17 protein-coding genes and 2 tRNA genes are annotated in these 19,576 nt (G+C 65.9%); 6 read left to right on the forward strand and 13 right to left on the reverse strand.

Going from position 1 to position 19,576, the window contains the following annotated elements; translation table 11 throughout:
- Positions 1–100: 100 nt before the first annotated feature.
- A complete protein-coding gene (locus tag AC3A3G_RS03555; protein WP_200216018.1) occupies positions 101–649 on the reverse strand; it encodes a DUF924 family protein in 549 nt (182 codons plus the stop codon).
- Positions 650–724: 75 nt separating this feature from the next.
- Positions 725–801: transfer RNA gene (locus AC3A3G_RS03560), tRNA-Pro, on the reverse strand.
- Between the two features lie 217 nt (positions 802–1,018).
- Between AC3A3G_RS03560 and AC3A3G_RS03565 the strand changes: the two genes are divergently transcribed.
- Both AC3A3G_RS03565 and AC3A3G_RS03570 read left to right on the forward strand, forming a co-directional pair.
- Positions 1,019–1,092: transfer RNA gene (locus AC3A3G_RS03565), tRNA-Gln, on the forward strand.
- A 197-nt stretch (positions 1,093–1,289) separates the two neighbouring features.
- On the forward strand, positions 1,290–2,753 hold the full coding sequence (locus AC3A3G_RS03570) for a metal-dependent hydrolase family protein (RefSeq protein WP_487487554.1): 1,464 nt from the start codon (positions 1,290–1,292) through the stop codon (positions 2,751–2,753).
- A 55-nt stretch (positions 2,754–2,808) separates the two neighbouring features.
- Here AC3A3G_RS03570 and AC3A3G_RS03575 read toward each other — a convergent pair whose 3' ends face one another.
- The 9 genes from AC3A3G_RS03575 to AC3A3G_RS03615 all read right to left on the reverse strand — a co-directional run bounded on the left by AC3A3G_RS03575 (position 2,809) and on the right by AC3A3G_RS03615 (position 14,380).
- Complete coding sequence (locus tag AC3A3G_RS03575) at positions 2,809–3,960, reverse strand: amidohydrolase (RefSeq protein ID WP_412877318.1); 1,152 nt, start codon at positions 3,958–3,960, stop codon at positions 2,809–2,811.
- Between the two features lie 85 nt (positions 3,961–4,045).
- The gene (metH, locus tag AC3A3G_RS03580; protein ID WP_200216012.1) at positions 4,046–6,712 is read right to left on the reverse strand and encodes a methionine synthase; all 2,667 of its coding nucleotides are present in this window, start codon (positions 6,710–6,712) and stop codon (positions 4,046–4,048) included.
- Complete coding sequence (locus tag AC3A3G_RS03585; protein ID WP_487487555.1) at positions 6,712–7,788, reverse strand: homocysteine S-methyltransferase family protein; 1,077 nt, start codon at positions 7,786–7,788, stop codon at positions 6,712–6,714. Before AC3A3G_RS03585 ends, metH begins: the two co-directional genes overlap by 1 nt.
- The gene (gene metF / locus AC3A3G_RS03590; protein ID WP_487487556.1) at positions 7,789–8,736 is read right to left on the reverse strand and encodes a methylenetetrahydrofolate reductase [NAD(P)H]; all 948 of its coding nucleotides are present in this window, start codon (positions 8,734–8,736) and stop codon (positions 7,789–7,791) included.
- Entirely contained in the window at positions 8,736–9,698 is a 963-nt protein-coding gene (locus AC3A3G_RS03595) for an ArsR/SmtB family transcription factor (protein WP_412877321.1), read from the reverse strand. Before AC3A3G_RS03595 ends, metF begins: the two co-directional genes overlap by 1 nt.
- A gap of 136 nt (positions 9,699–9,834) precedes the next feature.
- Complete coding sequence (locus tag AC3A3G_RS03600; RefSeq protein ID WP_200167419.1) at positions 9,835–10,764, reverse strand: 2-hydroxyacid dehydrogenase; 930 nt, start codon at positions 10,762–10,764, stop codon at positions 9,835–9,837.
- A 223-nt stretch (positions 10,765–10,987) separates the two neighbouring features.
- Positions 10,988–12,655 (reverse strand): energy-dependent translational throttle protein EttA, encoded by a 1,668-nt coding sequence (gene ettA, locus AC3A3G_RS03605; protein ID WP_076223197.1) that lies wholly within the window; start codon positions 12,653–12,655, stop codon positions 10,988–10,990.
- 112 nt (positions 12,656–12,767) lie between these two features.
- Positions 12,768–13,697: an alpha/beta hydrolase gene (locus AC3A3G_RS03610; RefSeq protein WP_487487557.1), complete on the reverse strand. Its 930-nt coding sequence runs from the start codon at positions 13,695–13,697 to the stop codon at positions 12,768–12,770.
- A 71-nt stretch (positions 13,698–13,768) separates the two neighbouring features.
- Positions 13,769–14,380 (reverse strand): TIGR02466 family protein, encoded by a 612-nt coding sequence (locus AC3A3G_RS03615; RefSeq protein WP_487487558.1) that lies wholly within the window; start codon positions 14,378–14,380, stop codon positions 13,769–13,771.
- Between the two features lie 269 nt (positions 14,381–14,649).
- Here AC3A3G_RS03615 and rplM point away from each other — a divergent pair, with 269 nt between their 5' ends.
- The 3 genes from rplM to argC all read left to right on the forward strand — a co-directional run bounded on the left by rplM (position 14,650) and on the right by argC (position 16,634).
- Positions 14,650–15,123: a 50S ribosomal protein L13 gene (gene rplM, locus AC3A3G_RS03620; protein ID WP_172575532.1), complete on the forward strand. Its 474-nt coding sequence runs from the start codon at positions 14,650–14,652 to the stop codon at positions 15,121–15,123.
- 2 nt (positions 15,124–15,125) lie between these two features.
- Positions 15,126–15,614 carry a 30S ribosomal protein S9 gene (rpsI, locus tag AC3A3G_RS03625; RefSeq protein ID WP_003165345.1) on the forward strand — a complete coding sequence of 163 codons (489 nt, stop codon included), beginning with the start codon at positions 15,126–15,128 and terminating at the stop codon, positions 15,612–15,614.
- An 84-nt stretch (positions 15,615–15,698) separates the two neighbouring features.
- Positions 15,699–16,634 carry an N-acetyl-gamma-glutamyl-phosphate reductase gene (argC, locus tag AC3A3G_RS03630; RefSeq protein ID WP_487487559.1) on the forward strand — a complete coding sequence of 312 codons (936 nt, stop codon included), beginning with the start codon at positions 15,699–15,701 and terminating at the stop codon, positions 16,632–16,634.
- A gap of 18 nt (positions 16,635–16,652) precedes the next feature.
- On the opposite strand, the gene AC3A3G_RS03635 is transcribed toward argC, so the two are convergent.
- Both AC3A3G_RS03635 and phaC read right to left on the reverse strand, forming a co-directional pair.
- Positions 16,653–17,030 carry a hypothetical protein gene (locus tag AC3A3G_RS03635; protein WP_412877325.1) on the reverse strand — a complete coding sequence of 126 codons (378 nt, stop codon included), beginning with the start codon at positions 17,028–17,030 and terminating at the stop codon, positions 16,653–16,655.
- A complete protein-coding gene (gene phaC, locus AC3A3G_RS03640) occupies positions 17,027–19,006 on the reverse strand; it encodes a class I poly(R)-hydroxyalkanoic acid synthase (protein WP_487487560.1) in 1,980 nt (659 codons plus the stop codon). The genes AC3A3G_RS03635 and phaC overlap by 4 nt, the downstream gene beginning before the upstream one ends.
- A gap of 91 nt (positions 19,007–19,097) precedes the next feature.
- On the opposite strand from phaC, the gene AC3A3G_RS03645 reads away from it, so the two are divergent.
- A complete protein-coding gene (locus tag AC3A3G_RS03645) occupies positions 19,098–19,538 on the forward strand; it encodes a hypothetical protein (protein ID WP_234287819.1) in 441 nt (146 codons plus the stop codon).
- Positions 19,539–19,576 lie beyond the last annotated feature (38 nt).

The raw sequence follows: 19,576 nt of genomic DNA on the forward strand, positions 1-19,576 counted from the left end.
CAGCGATACGCTTAGTGTGCGGGCGCTAGGCGTTCGTTCTGCACCCAGCCGATGTTGTCGTCGCCGTCCAGAAATTAGGACAACCAAACGCACCTAGATATCATCCGGAAAAACCGCCTGAAGTCAAAAACTTGGCCTCCTGAGGCGTGGTGCTGCGATATAGGCAGGCGTTTCTGTGGGGAAAGCGCCCGAAACGGGCGATGATGTCGCGGTGGATGACGGCGAACTTGTAGGTTTCCGGTTCACGTTCTTCGTCTAGGAGGGTCAGCAATCGTTCCTGATCCTCCAAGGATTCAGCGTGCATCATGGGCATCAGCATGAAGGCGCGTAGTTCCGAGGGGAGCTTGCTGTCATGGCCTCGTCGGATCGCCTCCTTGGCGAATCCGAGGGCCAATGGATCGGTTGCGAACATATGGGCCGTGCCGCGAAAGGCGTTTCGAGGCAGTTGATCCAATAGAATGATCAGAGCGAGCGCCGACGCGGGCGCCTCGATCCAGTGATCCAGTTCGCGTCGCGCGGCGGCGTAGTGGGTGTCGCAACAGCGATCAGTGAAGGCGCGGTCGAAAGCGGCGTCCTTGGCGAACCATTTATCCGGTCCAGCGTCGGACCAGAAATCCAGCACTTCAGTCGAGGAAAGGAGTCGCGTCATGCTGCAAGCCTAGCAGCAGGGCGTGAAAAGGCACGAGTTGAGCGGTGTCGCCTACATTCACATTTTAAGGAAAGATGGTCGGAGTGATAGGATTCGAACCTACGACCCCCGCGTCCCGAACGCGGTGCTCTACCAGACTGAGCCACACTCCGACTTTCGCAATCACACGTGCCGTGGGCCGCCGCTTGCGTCGAGGAGGGGGCTTATAGCCATGCCGACCGGCCCTCGCAAGCGGGTAAATGAGGCTCCGGAAAAAAGTCTCGGGTCGATGAAATTTCTTTCGTTTTCAGGTGTTGCATCCCCCGGAGCCTTGGCGTAGATGACCGCTCCTCGCCGCGACGCACTGCGGCGGCGGGAACACCGGACCGCTGGGGAATGGTGTAATGGTAACACTACGGTTTTTGGTACCGTCATTCTAGGTTCGAGTCCTAGTTCCCCAGCCATCGGTTTTCGCTGAAGAAATCGCCCTTCGGGGCGTCCCTCCGAACATCATGACCTCAAGCTTCGTGGCGAAGAACAACCGTCGTCGCCGACGGATGGTCGCGGCCTGTGAAATCCCCCCGATCGTTTGCGGAATCGAAATAGCGTAGCCGTTCTTATCGCGTTGGCACGCGGCCATGGCCGCTCGATTGGTGAGGATGTGCTCTTGAAGAGCTGGTTCGGCGGAATCGCGCAGCAGCGGCCTCTGCAACATGGCGTGACCTGCGCCTGTCATTCTCCCCAGGCGCAAAAACTGCTGGCCCGCATGGAAGCCAGCATGTCGCGGCGCTCCATTCTGGCTGGTGCGGCGGCGGGCTTCGCTGCGGCCGGGCTTGGCGTCGCTTCGCCGGCGTTCGCCCAGGCGTCGGCCAAGCCGCGCCTGCTCGCCAATGTGAGGATCTTCGACGGAGCGAGCGCCCGCCTGATCGAAGGCCGCAACGTCCTCATCGTCGGCGACATGATCCAGGCGCTGGTTCCGGCGGGCGAGATTGTCGCGGACGCCGATGTCGTGGATTGCGGCGGACGTATTCTGATGCCGGGCATGATCGACGCCCACTGGCACGCCATGCTGGCGGGCATTTCCCAGATGGCGGCGATGACCGCCGATATTCCCTATCTGCACCTCGTGGCGGCTCAGGAAGCCGAACGCACGGTGATGCGGGGTTTCACGACCGTTCGCGACATGGGCGGCCCCAGCTTTGCGTTGAAGCGGGCGATTGACGAAGGTCGTTTCGCCGGGCCGCGCATCTATCCGTCGGGCTCGATGATCTCCCAGACCTCGGGACATGGCGACTTCCGGATGCGGGCTGATCTGCCCCGGACGTCCCAAAGCACGCTCAGCGTCGCCGAACAGGCTGGAATCGCCGCCATCGCCGACGGCGAGGCCGAGGTGCTGCGCCGTGTGCGCGAACAACTGATGCTCGGCGCCAGCCAGATCAAGATCCACGCAGGCGGCGGCGTCGCCTCGACCTACGATCCGGTCGACGCCCTGCAATATACGGAGGCCGAGATGAAGGCGGCGGTGGCGGCCGCCACCGACTGGGGCGTCTATGTCTGCGCCCACACCTATACGCCGGCAGGCATCCAGCGGGCGGTCGCCAGCGGCGTGAAGTCCATCGAGCATGGACAGATGGCGGACGAGGAGACCGTGCGACGCATGGCGGACGCCGGCGCCTGGTGGAGCATCCAGCCCTTCCTGGCCGATGAGGACGCTAATGTTTACCCCTCGCCTGAGCAGCGCGCCCAACAGCAGACCATCGCTGAGGGCACGGCTCGCGCGGTCGAATGGGGTCGCAAGCACAAGGTCAACATGGCCCTGGGCACGGATATCCTGTTCAGCCCCAAGGGTACGACGACGCAGGGCAAGCAACTGGCCAAGTTCGCGCGCTGGTATGGCGCGGCGGAAGTGCTGCGGATGCTGACGGGCGGCAACGCAGAGATTCTGAGCCTGTCAGGGCCGCGTAATCCCTATCCGGCGAAGTTGGGGCGTATCGAGGCAGGCGCCTACGCCGACCTTCTGGTGGTCGAGGGCGATCCGTTGACGGACATCTCGGTGATCGCGGACCCCGACCGCACGATGAAGCTGATCATGAAGGCCGGACGCGTCCACAAGAATACGCTTTAAGGATCAGGGGCGACGGGGCATGATCCTATGTCTCGCCGCCGACCGCCTGACGTCGTCAGGTCAGGCGATCTTCCACGATCCGCGCGAAGATCGATGACGCGACCGGCAGGACGGCGTCGTTGAAGTCATAAACGGTTTGATGGACCATTGGTCCGCCCTGGCCAAAGAACATGTAAGCCCCGGGCGCGTGCTGCAGCATGTAGGCGAAGTCGTCGGTGAAGGGGTAGGGTTTCAAGTCGCGCAGCACCTTGTCCGCGCCCAACACGGAGGCGCAGGCGTCGGCGGCGAGGGCGGCTTGGTCCGGAGCGTTGATGCAGGGCGGCACGCCTGCGATTTCGGTCATGGTGATGGTGCAGCCGGTCATCCGGCTGACGCCGTCGCAGATGGCCTGAAGCTGGTTCCACATGGTTTCGATCACCTCGGGCGAGGTGGCGCGCAGGGTGCCCGCCAGGCTGGCCTCGTGCGGCACGACGTTGTGCGAGGCGCCAGCCTGCAGCTTGGTCACTGTGATCAGGGCCGGTTCCATCGGATCGACATGACGGCCGATGATGGACGAGATTTCCGAGGCGACGCGGACGGCGGCCTGTAGGGGATCCTTGGTCTTGTGCGGGGCGGCGCCGTGGCCGCCGACGCCCTGAATGTCGATGTCCCAGATCTTGTAGCCGTTCAAGGTCGCGCCTGGACGCACCGCCGCCTCTCCGAACGGCAGCAGGGGCATGTTGTGATAGGCGTAGATTTCGTCGCACGGATAGCGGTCGAACAGGCCGTCGTCGATCATGGCTTTGGCGCCCAGGCCGTTCTCCTCGGCGGGCTGGAAGATCAGGACGACGCGCCCGCGCGAGGGCGGATTGGCCGCCAGGTGGCGGGCGACGCCCAGCAGGGTCGCCGTGTGGCCGTCGTGGCCGCAGGCGTGCGAGACGCCGGGTTTGGTCGAGGCGTGCTCGGCGCCGCTGTCGTCGTTCATGGGCAGGGCGTCCATGTCGGCGCGCAGGCCGATGGACGGGCCGGGCTCGCGTCCCTGAACCACCGCCACAACACCCGCGCCGCCGATGCCGCCTTCAGGCGACAGACCCATGTCCTTGAGGGCGTCGAAGACGATCTTCGCCGTGCGGCTTTCCTCGCCCGAGAGCTCGGGGTGGGCGTGGAAATCCCGGCGCCAGGCGGTCATGTCCGAGGCGAGGGCGGCGAGGGCGGGCAGGGGCTTCATAGGTCTCAGGCATCCGGCGAAAAAGACGACGCCCTGACCCTTAGCACCCCCGCGCTGTCGGGGACATGGCGGCCCCGGTCGCGGGTCAGGCGGCGTCGTCTCGTCCGATGGCGGCTGGATCATAGTTCAGGATCGGCGCCAGCCAGCGCTCGGCCGTCTCCACCTCCCAGCCCTTGCGGGCGGCGTAGTCCTCGACCTGGTCGCGATCGATCTTGCCGACGCCGAAGTAGTGGCTGCCCGGATGGCCGAAGTAGAGGCCGCTGACCGAGGCGGGCGGGGTCATGGCGAAGGATTCCGTCAACTCCATCCCGGCGTTGGAGCCTGCGTCCAGCAGCCGGAACAGCGTGGCCTTCTCCGTGTGGTCGGGCTGGGCCGGATAGCCGGGGGCGGGGCGGATGCCCTGATATTTCTCTTCGATGAGATCCTGCACCGAGGTCTGTTCGTCGGGAACATAGCCCCACAGCTGGGTGCGCACTTCCTTGTGCAGCCGCTCGGCGAAGGCCTCGGCCAGACGGTCGGCCAGGGCCGTGGCCATGATGGCGGAATAGTCGTCGCCAGCCGCCTTGAACTCGGCCGCCTTTTCCAGCTCGCCATGACCGGCGGTGACGGCGAAGGCGCCCAGATAATCGGCGCCGTCTTCCGCCACAAAGTCGGACAGGCACAGGTTCGGCTTGCCGTTGGACTTCTTGATCTGCTGCCGCAGGCCGTGGAAGCGGGCGGCTTCCGTCGTGTGGGTTTCGTCGGTCCAGACCACCACGTCGTCGTCGCGAGCGTTGGCGGGCCAGAAGCCGACGACGCCCTTGGCCGTGAACCATTTCTCTTCGACGATGCGCTTCAGCATGGCCTGCGCGTCGCGGAACAGATCCTGCGCCGCCTCGCCGACGATCTCGTCTTCGAGGATCAGCGGATAGCGCCCGATCAACTCCCAACTGGCGAAGAAGGGCGTCCAGTCGATGTGGTCGGCCAGATCCTGAAGATCCCAGGCCTCATAGGCGCGCACGCCGAGGAAGGACGGCGCCGGGGCGGGGCGTTGCGCCTCATCGGGCCGCCAGCGGTTGTCGCGCGCCTGTCCGATCGTGGCGCGGGCCTTCACTTCCTGGCCGCGGGCGTATTGCTCGCGGATGCGGATGTATTCGTCGCGGGTGGCCGCCTCGTTCTTGGCCTTGTCGGTCGGGGACAGCAGGCCTGACACCACGCCGACGGCGCGGCTGGCGTCGATGACATAGGTGGTCGAGCCCTTGTGATACTTCGGCTCGATCTTCACGGCCGTATGGGTGCGGCTGGTCGTGGCGCCCCCGATCAACAGGGGAATGTCGAAGCCGCGCCGCTCCATCTCGGCGGCGACGAAGGTCATTTCGTCCAGCGACGGCGTGATCAGGCCCGACAGGCCGACGATGTCGACCTTGTGCTCGATGGCGGCGTCCAGGATGCGGTCGGCCGGGACCATGACGCCCAGATCGACGACCTCGTAGTTGTTGCACTGAAGCACGACGCCGACGATGTTCTTGCCGATGTCGTGGACGTCGCCCTTGACCGTGGCCATCAGGATCTTGCCTGCGGCCTGACGCTCCTGACCGGCCTTTTCGGCCTCCATGAAGGGTTCGAGGTGGGCCACGGCCTGCTTCATCACCCGCGCCGACTTCACCACCTGCGGCAGGAACATCCGGCCCGAGCCGAACAGGTCGCCGACCACGTTCATGCCGTCCATCAGCGGACCTTCGATGACGTGCAGCGGACGTTCGGACGCCTGACGGGCTTCCTCCGTGTCCTCGACGATGTAGTCGGTGATGCCGTGGACGAGGGCGTGTTCGATGCGCTTGGCGACCGGGGCGTCGCGCCATTTCAGGTCCACGACCTTGGCCGCGCCCTTCTCGCCCTTGTAGCGGGGCGCCATGTCGACTAGCCGCTCGGTGTTGGACACATTGGTCCGTTGCGGCCGGTTCAGGATCACGTCCTCGACCGCTTCGCGCAGTTCGGCGTCGATGTCGTCATAGACGGGCAGGTCGCCCGCGTTGACGATGCCCATGTCCAGACCGGCGTTGATGGCGTGGTACAGGAAGACGCTGTGGATCGCGCGGCGCACCGGCTCATTGCCGCGGAAGCTGAATGAGACGTTCGACACCCCCCCCGAGACGCGGGCGTGGGGCAGGGTCTTTTTGATCGCGCGGACCGCCTCGATGAAGTCGACGGCGTAGTTGTCGTGTTCCTCGATCCCCGTCGCCACGGCGAAGATGTTGGGATCGAAGATGATGTCCTCGGGCGGGAAGCCGACCTCATTGACCAGAATGTCGTAGGCGCGGGTGCAGATTTCGATCTTGCGCGCGGCGGTGTCGGCCTGACCCACTTCGTCAAAGGCCATGACCACGACGGCGGCTCCGTAGCGCAGACACTGGACGGCGTGGTGGCGGAAGGCGTCCTCGCCCTCCTTCATCGAGATCGAGTTGACGATCGGCTTGCCCTGAACACACTTCAGGCCCGCCTCGATCACCTCCCATTTGGAGCTGTCGATCATGATCGGCACGCGGGCGATGTCAGGCTCGGCCGCGATCAGGTTCAGGAAGGTGCGCATGGCGACGGGGCCGTCCAGCAGGCCTTCGTCCATGTTGACGTCGATGACCTGGGCGCCCGCCTCGACTTGCTGGCGCGCGACCGAAAGGGCGGCGGTGTAGTCGCCGTCGACGATCAGCTTACGGAATTTGGCCGAACCCGTGACGTTGGTCCGCTCGCCGACGTTGATGAAGACAGGACGCATCACGACACCAGTTCGAACGGTTCCAAGCCCGATAGGCGCAGGGCTGTGGGGCGCTCCGGCACGGCGCGCGGGGTCACGTCCGCGACCTCCTCAGCAACGTGGCGGATGTGGTCGGGGGTGGTGCCGCAGCAGCCGCCGACGATGTTGACGAGGCCCGACTGCGCCCATTCCTCCAGGAAGTGGGCCGTGTCGTGCGGCTGTTCGTCATACTGGCCCATGGCGTTGGGCAGGCCCGCGTTGGGATAGGCGCTGACCAGGGTGTCGGCGACGCGGCTCAGTTCGGCGATGTGCGGCCGCATCAGCTCGGCGCCTAGGGCGCAGTTGAAACCGACGGCGAACGGTCTGGCGTGGCGCACCGAGTTCCAGAAGGCCTCGGCCGTCTGGCCGCTGAGGGTGCGGCCCGAGCGGTCGGTGATGGTCCCCGAGATCCACAGGGGCAGGGGTTCCAGCCCCTCGTCCTCCAGATCCTTGATCGCCTTGATCGCGGCCTTGCAGTTCAGGGTGTCGAACACCGTCTCGATCAGGAAGATGTCGACGCCGCCGTGGTGCAGCGCGCGCGCCTGCTGCTTATAGGCCTCATAGACCTCGTCATAGGTGACGGCGCGATAGCCGGGGTCGTTGACGTCGGGGCTCAACGATAGGGTGCGGTTGGTCGGGCCGATGGCGCCGGCGACGAAGCGGGGCTTGTGCGGCTCCTTCGCGGTCCAGCGGTCGGCGACCTCGCGCGCGATGCGGGCGCCTTCATAGTTCAGGTCATAGACCGCGTCCTCCAGCCCATAGTCCGCCTGGGCGATGGTGGTCGAGGAGAAGGTGTTCGTCTCCGATATGTCTGCTCCGGCGGCGTAATAGACGTCGTGCAGATCGGCGACGATGTCCGGCCGCGTCAGGATCAACAGGTCGTTGTTGCCCTTCTGCGGATGGTTGTGGTCGCGGAAACGCTCGCCGCGGAAGTCCTCTTCCGTCAGATCGCGGCGCTGGATCATCACGCCCCAGCTGCCGTCCAGCACCAGGATGCGTTCCTTCGCCGCCGCGTGCAGGGCGGCGATCCGTTCGGCGCGGGTGAGGGGGGAAATCATCTACGCAACAGCCTTGGTTTCGCGCACGCCCAGCACCCGGCAGATCGCATAGACCAGCTCGGCCCGGTTCAGTGTGTAGAAGTGGAAGTCCGAGAAGCCCTCTTCCTGCAGGCGGGCGCAGGTCTCGGCGGCGATGGAGGCGGCCAGCAGCTTGCGCGTCTCCGGGTCGTCGTCCAGGCCGTCGAAATGGCCCGCCAGCCAGTCGGGCAGGGCTGCGCCGCACGCCGCCGTCATCCGCTTCAGGCCCGCAAAGTTGGACACCGGCATGACGCCGGGGATCAGGGGAATGGTCACGCCCGCCGCCCGCACCCGGTCGCGGAAACGCAGGAAGGCCTCGATGTCGAAGAAGAACTGCGTCACGGCGCGCGTGGCGCCGGCGTCTACCTTGGCCTTTAGCACCTCGATGTCGTGGTCGATGGACGGGCTTTCCGGGTGCTTTTCCGGATAGGCGCCGACCGTGACCTCGAACCCGCCGATGCGGCTGAGGGCGGCGGTCAGTTCGGTGGCGTTGGCGTAGCCGTCGGCGCGGGGCGTATAGGCGCCGCCGATGCCAGCCGCGCCGGGCGGGTCGCCGCGCAGGGCGACGATGTGGTCGACGCCGATGGCCTTATAGCCTTCGATGACTTCATCGACCTCGGCGCGGCTGGCCTCGACGCAGGTCAGGTGGGCGGCGGGGCGCAGGGTGGTCTCGCTGATGATGCGCTGGACGGTGCGGTGGGTCCGCTCGCGCGTCGAGCCGCCCGCCCCATAGGTGACGGAGACGAAGGCCGGATTCAGCGGTTCCAGCCGTCGGATCGCTGACCACAGATTGGCCTCGGCCGCGTCCGTCTTGGGCGGAAAGAACTCGAAGGAGACGTTGACGCTGCTGCGGTTGGAACCGGCGCGCGCGACTGGGCCCAGCGGCGACAACAGCAGGGCGCGGGCTTCGGCGAGAGAGGAGGGGGCCATCAGGCGCTCTTTCGGGCAGGGCTCGCGGCGCGCTCGCCGGTCCAGATGTGAACAGTCAGGCCCTCGGTGTCGGGGGGCAGGGCGATGGGCGCCGAGGGGGTCAGGCCCGCCTTGGTCAGCCATTCGCGAATCTCGGTGTCGGCGAAGCCCAGACGGCGGTGCTGGTGCGCCTCGCGCAGGTGTTCGAACTTGTGGGGGGCGAAGTCGACGATCAGCAGCTTGCCGCCCGGCATGACCAGACGCGCGGCCTCGGCCACGGCGGCGGCGGGATCTGCGAGGTAGTGCAGCACCTGATGGACGATCACCAGGTCGGCGCTTTCGTGCGGCAGGCGGGTCGAGAAGATGTCGCCGTGGCGCAGCTCGACCTTGTCCAGCCCGGCCTTGGAGACGTTGGCGCGAGCGATGTTCAGCATGTTCTGCGACAGGTCGAGGCCGACCGACATCTTCGCCTTCCTGCCGAACAGGGTCAGCATCCGGCCAGAGCCGGTGCCCAGATCGACCACGCGCTCGAACGGGCCGGACCCGGCCGCGCGCGCGACCGCCGCCTCGACCGCGCTTTCGCAGACATAGAGGCTGCGCATCTGGTCCCACTGGGGCGCGATCTGCTCGAAATAGCGGGCGGCGTCGATGGCGCGCTCCTTGCGCACCTCGTCCAGACGGCGATGGTCGGCCTCGCCCTCGCCGTCGTCCAGCAGGTCCAGAACAGTGTCGATCAGACGCCGCGACAGGGCGTCGTGCGACAGGCGGTAGAAGACGCGCGCGCCGTCGGGAAATCGCTCGATCAGACCGGCGTCGGCCATCAGCTTCAGATGGCGCGAGACACGCGGCTGGCTCTGGTCCAGAACCCGCGACAGCTCCATCACCGACAGCTCTTCCGCAGCCAGCAGGGACAGGACGCGCAGGCGTGTCGGTTCGCCGGCGGCGCGCAGGGCTTCTACAGTCTGGTCAGCGGTCAGTGTCATAGGTCGTATAAAGATATCCTTATACGTTTATGCAAGCGAAATCTGGTCGCGCGGGTCTTCTATGGGCGTAATGCAGGCACGGATCGTTCTTTGCGTGTCTGGAATGGGGGGCGAGACAGCCCGGTGGAGCAGAGTTTCAGTCTGCGACAGGCGTCTTCAGCGGCTCATCGGCAAAGTGGGCCGAGAGATTCTCCAGAAGCAGCATCAGCATCCCCTGCACCGCTTCGGTCGTGGCGCCGCCGGTATGGGGCGTCAGGACGGTGTTGGGCACGCCCGCCCAGCGCGCCGCTTCGGTCGGCTCCTGGGCGAAAACGTCTAGCGCGGCGCCGCCCAGTCGGCCGTCCTTCAGGGCGGTGATGACGGCGTCCTCATCGACCAGTTGCCCGCGCGCGACATTGACCAGCAGGCCTGCTGGACCCAGGGCCTCGATCACCTCGGCCGAGATCAGACCCCGATTGTTCTCATCCGCCCGACAGGCGACGACGAGAATGTCGGAACGGCGCGCAAGGTCGATCAGACTGTCGGCACGGGGCCAGGCGGCTTCTTTCTGGCGCGGGCCCCACCAACGGATCTCCATCCGCATGACTTCGGCGCGTCTCGCCACGGCCTCGCCGATATGGCCCAGGCCGACGATTCCCAGCCTCTGGCCGCTCAGGGAGGTGGTGATGCTGCGGCTGGACAGGCTCCATTGGCCGGCCCGGACCGTGCGGTCGCCCTCGGCGATCTGACGCCGCGCGGCCAGGATCAGGCCGATGGCGTGGTCGGCCACGTCTTCGTGGTTCACGCCGGGCGCATGGGTGACGGGCAGGCCGCGCGCGCGGCACCAGTCGACGTCGATGCCGTCGTATCCGGCGGTGAAGCAGGCGATCAGCGACAGATTGGGCAGGCGCTCGATCAGGGCCTTGTCCAGCTCGAACTCGCCCGCGACGATCAGAACGCGGATGTCATGCGCGGCCTCGATCGGCGGGCCTTCCCAGAAGCGATAGACATCGTAGGCGCCTTCCAGAAAGGCGCTCAGCGGGGCCAGATGCCGCTGCATGATCAGGACGGCGGGACGCTGGGTCATGGGGACAGACTATCCCGCTTTCGTCGGAGCGCCAGCCTTCTCATTCACCGCTCATCCCGGCGGAGGCCGGGATCCAGTGCTTTGGCGACAGGAGCGACGTTCGACCCTCTGGTGTCTTGGGCTCTTACTGGATCCCGGCGTCCGCCGGGATGAGCGGGAGAGGGGGCATAGAAAAACGGCCCCCCGATCGCTCGGAGGGCCGCTTGTCAATCTGTCAGCTGGATCAGCGACCGAACTTCTGATGCTGAATGCGCTTGGGGATGATGCTGTCCGCGCCCAGGCGGCGCATCTTGTCCTGTTCATAGGCTTCGAAGTTGCCCTCGAACCATTCGACGTGGCCGTCGCCTTCGAAGGCGAGGATGTGGGTGGCCAGACGGTCCAGGAACCAGCGGTCGTGGCTGATGACCACGGCGCAGCCGGCGAACTCTTCCAGAGCCTCTTCGAGGTTCTGCAGGGTTTCGATGTCCAGGTCGTTGGTCGGTTCGTCGAGCAGGATCAGGTTGCCGCCGGTGGCCAGGGTCTTGGCTAGGTGGACGCGGTTGCGCTCACCGCCCGACAGCTGGCCGACCTTCTTCTGCTGGTCGCCGCCCTTGAAGTTGAAGCTGCCGACATAGGCGCGGGTGTTAATCTCGCGCTTGCCGACCATCATGATGTCGGTGCCGCCCGAGATGGCCTGCCAGATGGTGTCGTCCGGCTTCAGGTCGTCGCGCGACTGATCAACGTAGGCCAGCTTGACCGTTTCGCCGACCTTGATCGTGCCGCCGTCGGGCGTTTCCTGGCCGGTGATCAGCTTGAACATGGTCGACTTGCCGGCGCCGTTGGGGCCGATGACGCCGACGATGCCGTTGGGCGGCAGCTTGAAGGTCAGGTTGTCGAACAGAACCTTGTCGCCATAGGACTTCTTCAGGCCGTCGACCTCGAGGACGACGTTGCCCAGGCGCGGGCCGGGCGGAATCTGGATGACGGCGAAGGACTGGGCCTGACGCGAATTTTCCTGCTCGGCGACCATCTTCTCATAGGCGGCCAGACGGGCCTTGGACTTGGCCTGACGGGCCTTGGCGCCCGAGCGGACCCATTCCAGTTCGCGGGTGAGGGCGCGCTGACGGGCTTCGGATTCCGACTGTTCCTGCACGACGCGCTTCTGCTTGGCTTCCAGCCACGAGGAATAGTTGCCCTCGTGCGGGTGGCCCTTGCCGCGGTCCAGCTCCAGCGTCCACTTCGTGACCTGATCCAGGAAGTAGCGATCGTGGGTCACCAGGATGACGCAGCCGGGGAAGTTCTCCAGGTGGTGCTGCAGCCAGGCCACCGACTCGGCGTCCAGGTGGTTGGTCGGTTCGTCCATCAGCAGCATGTCGGGCTTCGACAGCAGCAGGCGGGCCAGCGCCACGCGGCGCTTTTCACCGCCGGACAGGTTGGTGACTTCCCAGTCGTCAGGCGGGCAGCGCAGGGCGCCCATGGCCTGATCGATGCGGCTGTCGATGTCCCAGACGTCGCCGGCGTCGATCTTCTCCTGGAGGGCGGTCATCTCCTCCATCAGTTCGTCGGTGTAGTTTTCGCCCAGTTCGGCGGCGACTTCGTTGAAGCGGTTGACCCACTGCTTCTCTTCGCACCAGGCCTCGACGTTCTGGCGCACGTTCAGCGCCGGATCGAGGTGGGGCTCCTGCTCCAGATAGCCGCGCTTGACGCCGTCGGCGGCGCGGGCCTCGCCCTGGAACTCGCTGTCCAGGCCGGCCATGATCTTCAGCAGGGTGGATTTACCCGAGCCGTTGACCCCGACAACGCCGATCTTGGCGTCGTTGTAGAAGCTCAGCCAGATGTTCTCGAAGATCTTTTTGCCGCCGGGGAAGGTCTTGGTCAGACCCTGCATCTGGAAGATATATTGCTGCGCCATACGTCGCGTCGCGCCCTTGATTCAGTGCGGAGGGGAAGTTGACGGGGGATGTAGCGATCCCGACGCCTTTGGGCAAATCTTCGGATAGGCGCGCGGCTTTTCGGAGGCGGTCTCAGCGCGCGGGCAGCACGGCCTCAAGAGCGCGCGTGAAGCCGACGGGGGCGACGGTCAGGTGGTCCTCGTCCTCCAGCACCACGGAGCTGATTTTCAGGCCGGGATAGCCGCGCGATTCCAGGTTGCGGTGCAGCGTCTGCATGTCGCCGACCATGTCGGCTTCGCTGTTGCGGCGTGTCGGGCCGGGCTTCTCGTGACCGCCCACATACATGAAGACCTGGGCGTTCAGATCGCGATGGTTGCGGGCGTAGTCGGCCTCGACCCCCATCATATAGCCCTTGTCGTACCAGAGCGAGGGACTGCCCAGGACGTAGGACTGGAACATCGCCGGGTCGCTGAACAGGATCTGGGCGCCCAGCAAGCCGCCGTAGGAATGACCCAGCAGGACGCGGTGCGCCGGGTCGGCGCGGAACGTCTTCTCGATGAAGGGCAGGGCCTGGGTCTTCAGATAGGTCTGATAGGCCGCGCCGCCGCCATGCACGGCGGCGCCTGAGCTGCGCGGGCCGTTGGACGTCGGCGTGTAGTCGCGGCGGCGGCTTTCGGCGCCCTTGTCGCCGTCGGCGTAGGACAGGCCGACCAGGATGAACTCCTGCACGACCGGTCCCTCCAGATTCACCCGCCTGGCGATCTGGCGGATGATGGGGAAGGCGTAGTCCGCGTCGGTGACATAGAGCGTGGGATAGCGGCGGCCGGGGTTGGCTTCATAACCGGCGGGCAGGCTGACGAAGACCTGATAGTTCCGCCCGGACACGGGGTCGGGCACGCTCCAGACCTGGGTGCCCGTCAGGACATAGGGCGCGCCTTCGGTCGCGACGGCGGGATCAGGGGCAGGGGCCGTTCGCGCATCCGCCTTTTCGCCGCATGCGCCTAGAAGCAGGGCGCCCGTCGTGAACATGGCGATCGCCGCCGCCGCGCTGAAAACCCGCATCCATTCCCTCCAAAGCTTCGCCGTTGACGCAAGGTTCGGGGCAAATGCGGCGAGGGAAGGGCGAGCCGGCGTCAGGCGTAGTTGAAACTGATTGAGATGCGTTGTTCTTCGGCGCGATTGGCGGGCACTTCGTGGCGCAGCCAACTTTCCCACATCAGCACCGTGCCGGGCGCGGGCTTCAGATAGACGAAGGGCTGCTCGGCCTCGCCGGCGGCGGCGGTCAGGCCGGGGCGGGCCATCATCATGACCAGGCGCGGGTCTTCGATCTTCAGCGAAGAGGCGCCGTCAGGCACATGGATGTAGATGGTGCCGGACAGGACGGCGTGCGGGTGGATGTGGCCGGTGTGACCGCCGCCGGGCATCAGGACGTTGACCCACAGATTGTCGAGCCGCAGCTTCTTGGCCAGGTCGAAATGCAGGCTTTCGGCGAAGCTCGCCGCGTGCTTGTCCAGCAGCTTCTTCAGCTCAGCGAACTCGGGGAACCGCTGCGGCAGGTCGTTGATCGAGCCGTAGGAGGTGTAGCCCGGATAGTGGTTGGCCCGGCACCACTCGATCCCGGCCTCGTCCTCCTCGGCCATGACCAGGCAGAGGTCCAGTAGTTCTTCATGCAAATCGCTCCAGCCGCGCCCAGCACTGACAAAAGCTTCATAGACTTGGGTCGGGAACAGCGAGCGAAGGGCCATGACTGGCGATTACCGCGTCTGGATTCCTGCGAGAAGATGAAAACGCCTGGGCTGTGAGCGAGCGATGTTGCAAGGGGCGGGGCGGTTTGAGTGGCAATGATCGGGTATTTTGATACCGTTCATAAAAAGTGATTATATATCAGTTAGATAGGTTGTTATCGGCATCAGCACTGGCATTGACCTCTGATTAGGGAACCTCTATCACCCCGGCCTCCGCCTGATCCATTTGGTTCGGGCCGCGTTTTTCGTCTTCCAGGACCCTCATCATGCTGAAGAGCACTACGGCTTCGCTGAAGCCGGCCGAGGTCGAGAAGAAGTGGATCCACATCGACGCCGAAGGCGTCGTCGTGGGCCGCCTCGCGACCTTCATCGCCAACCGTCTGCGCGGCAAGCACCTGCCGACCTACACCCCGCACGTTGACTGCGGCGACTACGTCGTCGTCACCAACGTCGACAAGGTGGTGTTCACCGGCAAGAAGACCACCGACAAGGTCTACTATCGCCACACCGGCCACCCGGGCGGCATCAAGGAAACCACCCCGGAGAAGGTTCTGGGCGGTCGTTTCCCCGAGCGCGTCCTCGAAAAGGCCGTTGAGCGCATGCTGCCCAAGGAGTCGCCGCTGGCTCGCAAGCAGATGACCCACCTGCGCCTGTTCGCCGGCGCGGCTCACGAACACGAAGCCCAACAGCCCACGACCATCGACTTCAAGTCGATGTCGTCCAAGAACACCCGGAGCGCCTGAGCATGACCGACGTGACTCAAGACACCGCCGCCGGCTTTGACGCCCTGAAGGGCCTGGGCACCGCCGCCGCCGAGGAAATCGTCCGCGAGCCGAAGATCGACGCCCTGGGCCGTTCGTACTCGACCGGCAAGCGCAAGAACGCCATCGCCCGCGTGTGGGTGAAGCGCGGCACCGGCAAGATCACCGTTAACGGCAAGGACGTGGCGGCTTACTTCGCCCGTCCCGTGCTGCAGATGATGGTCGCCCAGCCGCTGACCGTCTCGGACCGCGCCACGCAGTACGACGTGATCTGCACCGTCGAAGGTTCGGGCCTGTCGGGCCAGGCCGGCGCCATCCGCCACGGCCTGTCGCACGCCCTGACCCACTACGAGCCGGAACTGCGCAAGGTTCTGAAGCCGCACGGCTTCCTGACCCGCGACAGCCGCGTCGTCGAGCGTAAGAAGTACGGCCGCGCCAAGGCTCGCCGCAGCTTCCAGTTCTCGAAGCGCTAAGTCGCGAACCCGCGACTGGGAATACAAGGGCGCTTCGGGGAAACCCGAGGCGCCTTTTTCTTTTTGCATGTCCGAGGGCACGAGATGACCCACACCATCTTCATCGACGGCGAGGCTGGAACGACCGGTCTGGAAATCCGCGAGCGTCTGGAGGCGCGCGACGATCTGGAGCTGATGCTGCTGGGCGACCGCCGTCGTGATGTCGAGGCGCGGCGCGAGGCGCTGAACAGCGCCGATGCGGTCATCCTTTGCCTGCCGGACGACGCGGCCCGCGAGGCGGTGTCGATGATCGAGACACCGTCGGTGCGGGTCATCGACGCCTCGACCGCCTATCGGGTGGCGGACGGCTGGACCTATGGCTTCGCCGAGATGGATGCGGGCCAGCGTGCGGCCATCGCCGCCTCGACGCGGGTGTCTAACCCCGGCTGCTATCCGACCGGCTTCATCGGCCTGATGCGGCCGCTGGTGAAGGCGGGGCTGGTCCCGGCCGACTGGCCCGTCACGATCAATGCGGTGTCCGGCTATTCCGGCGGCGGCAAGGCCATGATCGCGGAGTTCGAGGCCGAAGGGGCTGCGACCGCCTTCCGCGCCTATGGCCTGACGCTGAAGCATAAACATGTGCCGGAAATGACGAAGCACGCGGGGCTGTCGCGCCCGGTGCTGTTCTCGCCTGCCGTGGGGAACTATCGCCAGGGAATGCTGGTCGAGGTTCCGCTGCACCTGTCGGCCCTGCCCGAGACGCCCTCGGTCGAACGGCTGCACGGCGCCCTGGTCGAGGCTTATGAGGGCCAGCATTTCGTCGAGGTCGCCGAGATCGACGAGACCGAGGCCATGACCGGTATCGAACCCGAGGGCCTGAACGGCACCAACCGGATGCGCCTGCACGTCTTCGGCGATCGCGGCGGGGAGCAGGCGCGTCTGGTCGCCCTGCTGGACAATCTGGGCAAGGGCGCCTCGGGCGCGGCGGTTCAGAACCTCAACATCATGCTGGGCCTGGACGAGGCGACCGGCCTCAGCTGAGGCCGGTTAGGGGCGGGCTTAACCCGCCCGTGCCGCCTTGATCGCCGACTCCACCGTTCCGGCGAAGAAGACGGCGGCGATGATGATCAGCAGGCCGTAATCGTGGCCGGGGAAGATCAGCGGCACGCCTGCCGCCAGGATGATCAGCGCGGGAAACAGGCTGGCCCAGACGGCGGTTGATGCAGCCTGCGGATGGATCATCGGCGGGCGCACCCAACCCATTTTCCGGCGCATGACGGCGTTCATGGGGACGAAAGCGACCGGCACGATCAGCGCGATCATCACGTATTTCACTAACTGACCCGGCGTGCCGAACAGGGTGGCCGTGGCGATCAGCAGGATCAGGGGAAAGGCCGTGGCGATCGCCAGCAGCAGGTTGGGCTCGATACGCTTCAAGACTTCACTTTCACATAGGCGCCGGGTGCCGGTTCGATAGGCTTCAACGCCCCGGCCTTGGGATCGCGCGCGGCGATTTTTTCGCCGGACTTCGCGCCCAGCCAGTCGGCCCAGTGCGACCACCAGCTGCCAGGATGCTGTTGCGCCTCCGCTTGCCATTCCTGAAGCGTTTCGGGAAGGGCGGCGTTGACCCAGTGCTGGTACTTCTCGGCCGACGGAGGGTTGATGACCCCGGCGATGTGGCCTGATCCGGCCAGCGTATAGGTCACTGGCCCGCTGAACAGCCGGGCCGAGCGATAGACTGAGTTCATCGGCGCGATGTGGTCCTCGCGGCTGGCCTGGAAATAGAGGGGGATGCGGACTTTCGACAGGTCGATGCGTTCGCCGTCGATCTCCAGCTCGCCCTTGGCCAGAGCGTTCTGGCCGTACATCAGGCGCAGGTATTGCAGGTGCAGCCGCTTGGGCATCCGCGTCTGGTCGGCGTTCCACGCCAGCAGGTCGAAGGCGGGCGGCGCCTTGCCCATCAGATAGTTGGACACGAAGAAGGACCAGATCAGGTCGTTGGCCCGCAGGGCGTTGAAGGTGTCGGCCATCGCCGTGCCGGGCAGGACGCCGCCCGCCTCGTCCATCAGCCGCTCGATCTCGGCCAGCCAGTGCTCGTCGGTGAACAGCAGCAGATCGCCCGCCTCGGCGAAGTCGTGCTGGGCGGCGAAGAAGGTGGCCGAGGCGACGCGATCATCGCCCTTGGCCGCCATGTGCGCCAGGCTGGCGCCCAGCATGGTGCCGCCGATGCAGTAGCCGACGGTGTTCACATGCGTCTGGCCGGTCTGCTCCAGCGTCTTTTCGACAGCGCGGTAGACGCCCTTCTTCATGTAGTCGTCGAGGCCGAACTCGGCCTTGTCGCGGTCCGGATTGACCCATGAGCAGACGAAGACGGTGAAGCCCTGCGCGCTCAGCCAGCGGATCAGGGAGTTCGCCGGCTGCAGGTCCATGATGTAGAATTTGTTGATCCACGGCGGGAAGATCAGCAGCGGGACGGCGTGCTGCTGGTCCGTCGCGGCGTCGTACTGGATCAGTTCGAACAGCTCGTCGCGCCAGACCACCTGACCCGGCGCCGTGGCGACGTTCTCGCCCAGGACGAAGCGGCCGTAGTCCGCCTGGCTGATCTTCAGTGACCCGGCGCCGCGCTCCAGATCGGCGGCGAAGTTCTGCATCCCGCGCACCAGGGATTCGCCGCTGGTCTCGGCCAGGGCCTTCAGCGCCACGGGGTTCGACGCCAGGAAGTTGGCGGGCGAGAAGGCGTCGGTAAGCAGGCGGGTGAAGAACTCGGCCCGACGTTTCACGCGCGGATCGACGTCCTCGACGCTGGACACCAGACTGTTCATCCAGTCCGAGGTGGCCAGATAGGACTGGCGCATCATGTCGAACATGGGGTTCTCGGACCAGGCGGGATCGCGGAACCGCTTGTCGGACGGGGCGGGGCTGTCGACCGTCTCGCCCATCGCCCGGCGGGTGGTGGTCGACCACAACTCCATATAGCGGCCGAACAGGTCGGCCTGGGCCTGAAACAGCTTTTCGGGGCGGGCGGCCAGGCCGGTCATGACCGAGGACATGGCCGGGGCCACATTGAACGGGTCGGGCGACAGGGCAGCGGGGCGGTCGGCCTGCGACAGAGCCGCCTCGGCCACCGCCGTCTGGGCCATCATCGCCGCCTTGGCCAGGTTCAGCGACAGGGTCTCCAGCTGCTGACGCTGTTCGGCGCTGAAGGTCATGAAGTCGGGTGCGGCGTTCGGCGTTTCGGGCGGCGGGGCAGGGGCCTCGGCGGCGGGTTTTTCAGGCGCGGCGGCCTTCACCTTGTCCGCGGGGGCGGGCTTCTTGGCGGCGCGCGGCTTGGCCGAGGTGGGGCGTCCGGACTTGCGCGGCGCGGCGGGCGCGTTCGGCGTGGCGGACGGGGTCTTGGTCGGGCGCTTGGCCATGGGCGCGGAACCTCCGATGGGGGCGCGCGACGCGCACGCCTTCCTCCCGGCGCGATGATGGCATATGTCGTTGCAGGAAATGAACGTGCTGATGCTGAAAAAGACAGGTCTGGCGGCAATGCTGGGCGGGGCTGCGTTGCTGAGCGGCTGCGTCAGCGCCTTCGCGCCCGAAACCGACCCGACCTCGCCGCTGGCGCCGCGCGTGCAGCAACTGGTGGACGAGAACCGCCAGTATCCGCGCTGGGCGGACTTTCCGAAGTCCAGCGCTCCTCTGCCGGCGCCGGCGGAGATCGCCGGGCGTGTGGCGAATCTGGAAGGGCGTAGCGCCGCCCTGGGCGCCGAGGTCGCGCGCATCGAATGGACGTTGAACGAAGACCCGGCCGTTTTCACCGAATCGATCAACCGCCGCATCGACGCCAGCCGGATGTCGCCTGAAACGGCGCGCACGGCGGAAGAGGTCGAGGCCTACGCCGAGGCGCTGCGTCAGCGCGCCAAGGCGCCGCCCCCCATCGATCGGCCGCGTCCGCAATAGTCGTGGCGGGGGCCCAAGGTCGCCGTTTGGCTTTCATC

Source organism: Brevundimonas sp. Soil_N_31 (assembly GCF_057655995.1).

Coding starts and splice junctions, on each gene's coding strand:
- AC3A3G_RS03555 (WP_200216018.1), bottom strand. CDS start 649: ATGACGCGACTCCTTTCCTCGACTGAAGTGCTGGATTTCTGGTCCGAC.
- AC3A3G_RS03575 (WP_412877318.1), bottom strand. CDS start 3,960: ATGAAGCCCCTGCCCGCCCTCGCCGCCCTCGCCTCGGACATGACCGCC.
- metH (WP_200216012.1), bottom strand. CDS start 6,712: ATGCGTCCTGTCTTCATCAACGTCGGCGAGCGGACCAACGTCACGGGT.
- AC3A3G_RS03585 (WP_487487555.1), bottom strand. CDS start 7,788: ATGATTTCCCCCCTCACCCGCGCCGAACGGATCGCCGCCCTGCACGCG.
- metF (WP_487487556.1), bottom strand. CDS start 8,736: ATGGCCCCCTCCTCTCTCGCCGAAGCCCGCGCCCTGCTGTTGTCGCCG.
- AC3A3G_RS03595 (WP_412877321.1), bottom strand. CDS start 9,698: ATGACACTGACCGCTGACCAGACTGTAGAAGCCCTGCGCGCCGCCGGC.
- AC3A3G_RS03600 (WP_200167419.1), bottom strand. CDS start 10,764: ATGACCCAGCGTCCCGCCGTCCTGATCATGCAGCGGCATCTGGCCCCG.
- ettA (WP_076223197.1), bottom strand. CDS start 12,655: ATGGCGCAGCAATATATCTTCCAGATGCAGGGTCTGACCAAGACCTTC.
- AC3A3G_RS03610 (WP_487487557.1), bottom strand. CDS start 13,697: ATGCGGGTTTTCAGCGCGGCGGCGGCGATCGCCATGTTCACGACGGGC.
- AC3A3G_RS03615 (WP_487487558.1), bottom strand. CDS start 14,380: ATGGCCCTTCGCTCGCTGTTCCCGACCCAAGTCTATGAAGCTTTTGTC.
- rpsI (WP_003165345.1), top strand. CDS start 15,126: ATGACCGACGTGACTCAAGACACCGCCGCCGGCTTTGACGCCCTGAAG.
- argC (WP_487487559.1), top strand. CDS start 15,699: ATGACCCACACCATCTTCATCGACGGCGAGGCTGGAACGACCGGTCTG.
- phaC (WP_487487560.1), bottom strand. CDS start 19,006: ATGGCCAAGCGCCCGACCAAGACCCCGTCCGCCACGCCGAACGCGCCC.
- AC3A3G_RS03645 (WP_234287819.1), top strand. CDS start 19,098: ATGCTGAAAAAGACAGGTCTGGCGGCAATGCTGGGCGGGGCTGCGTTG.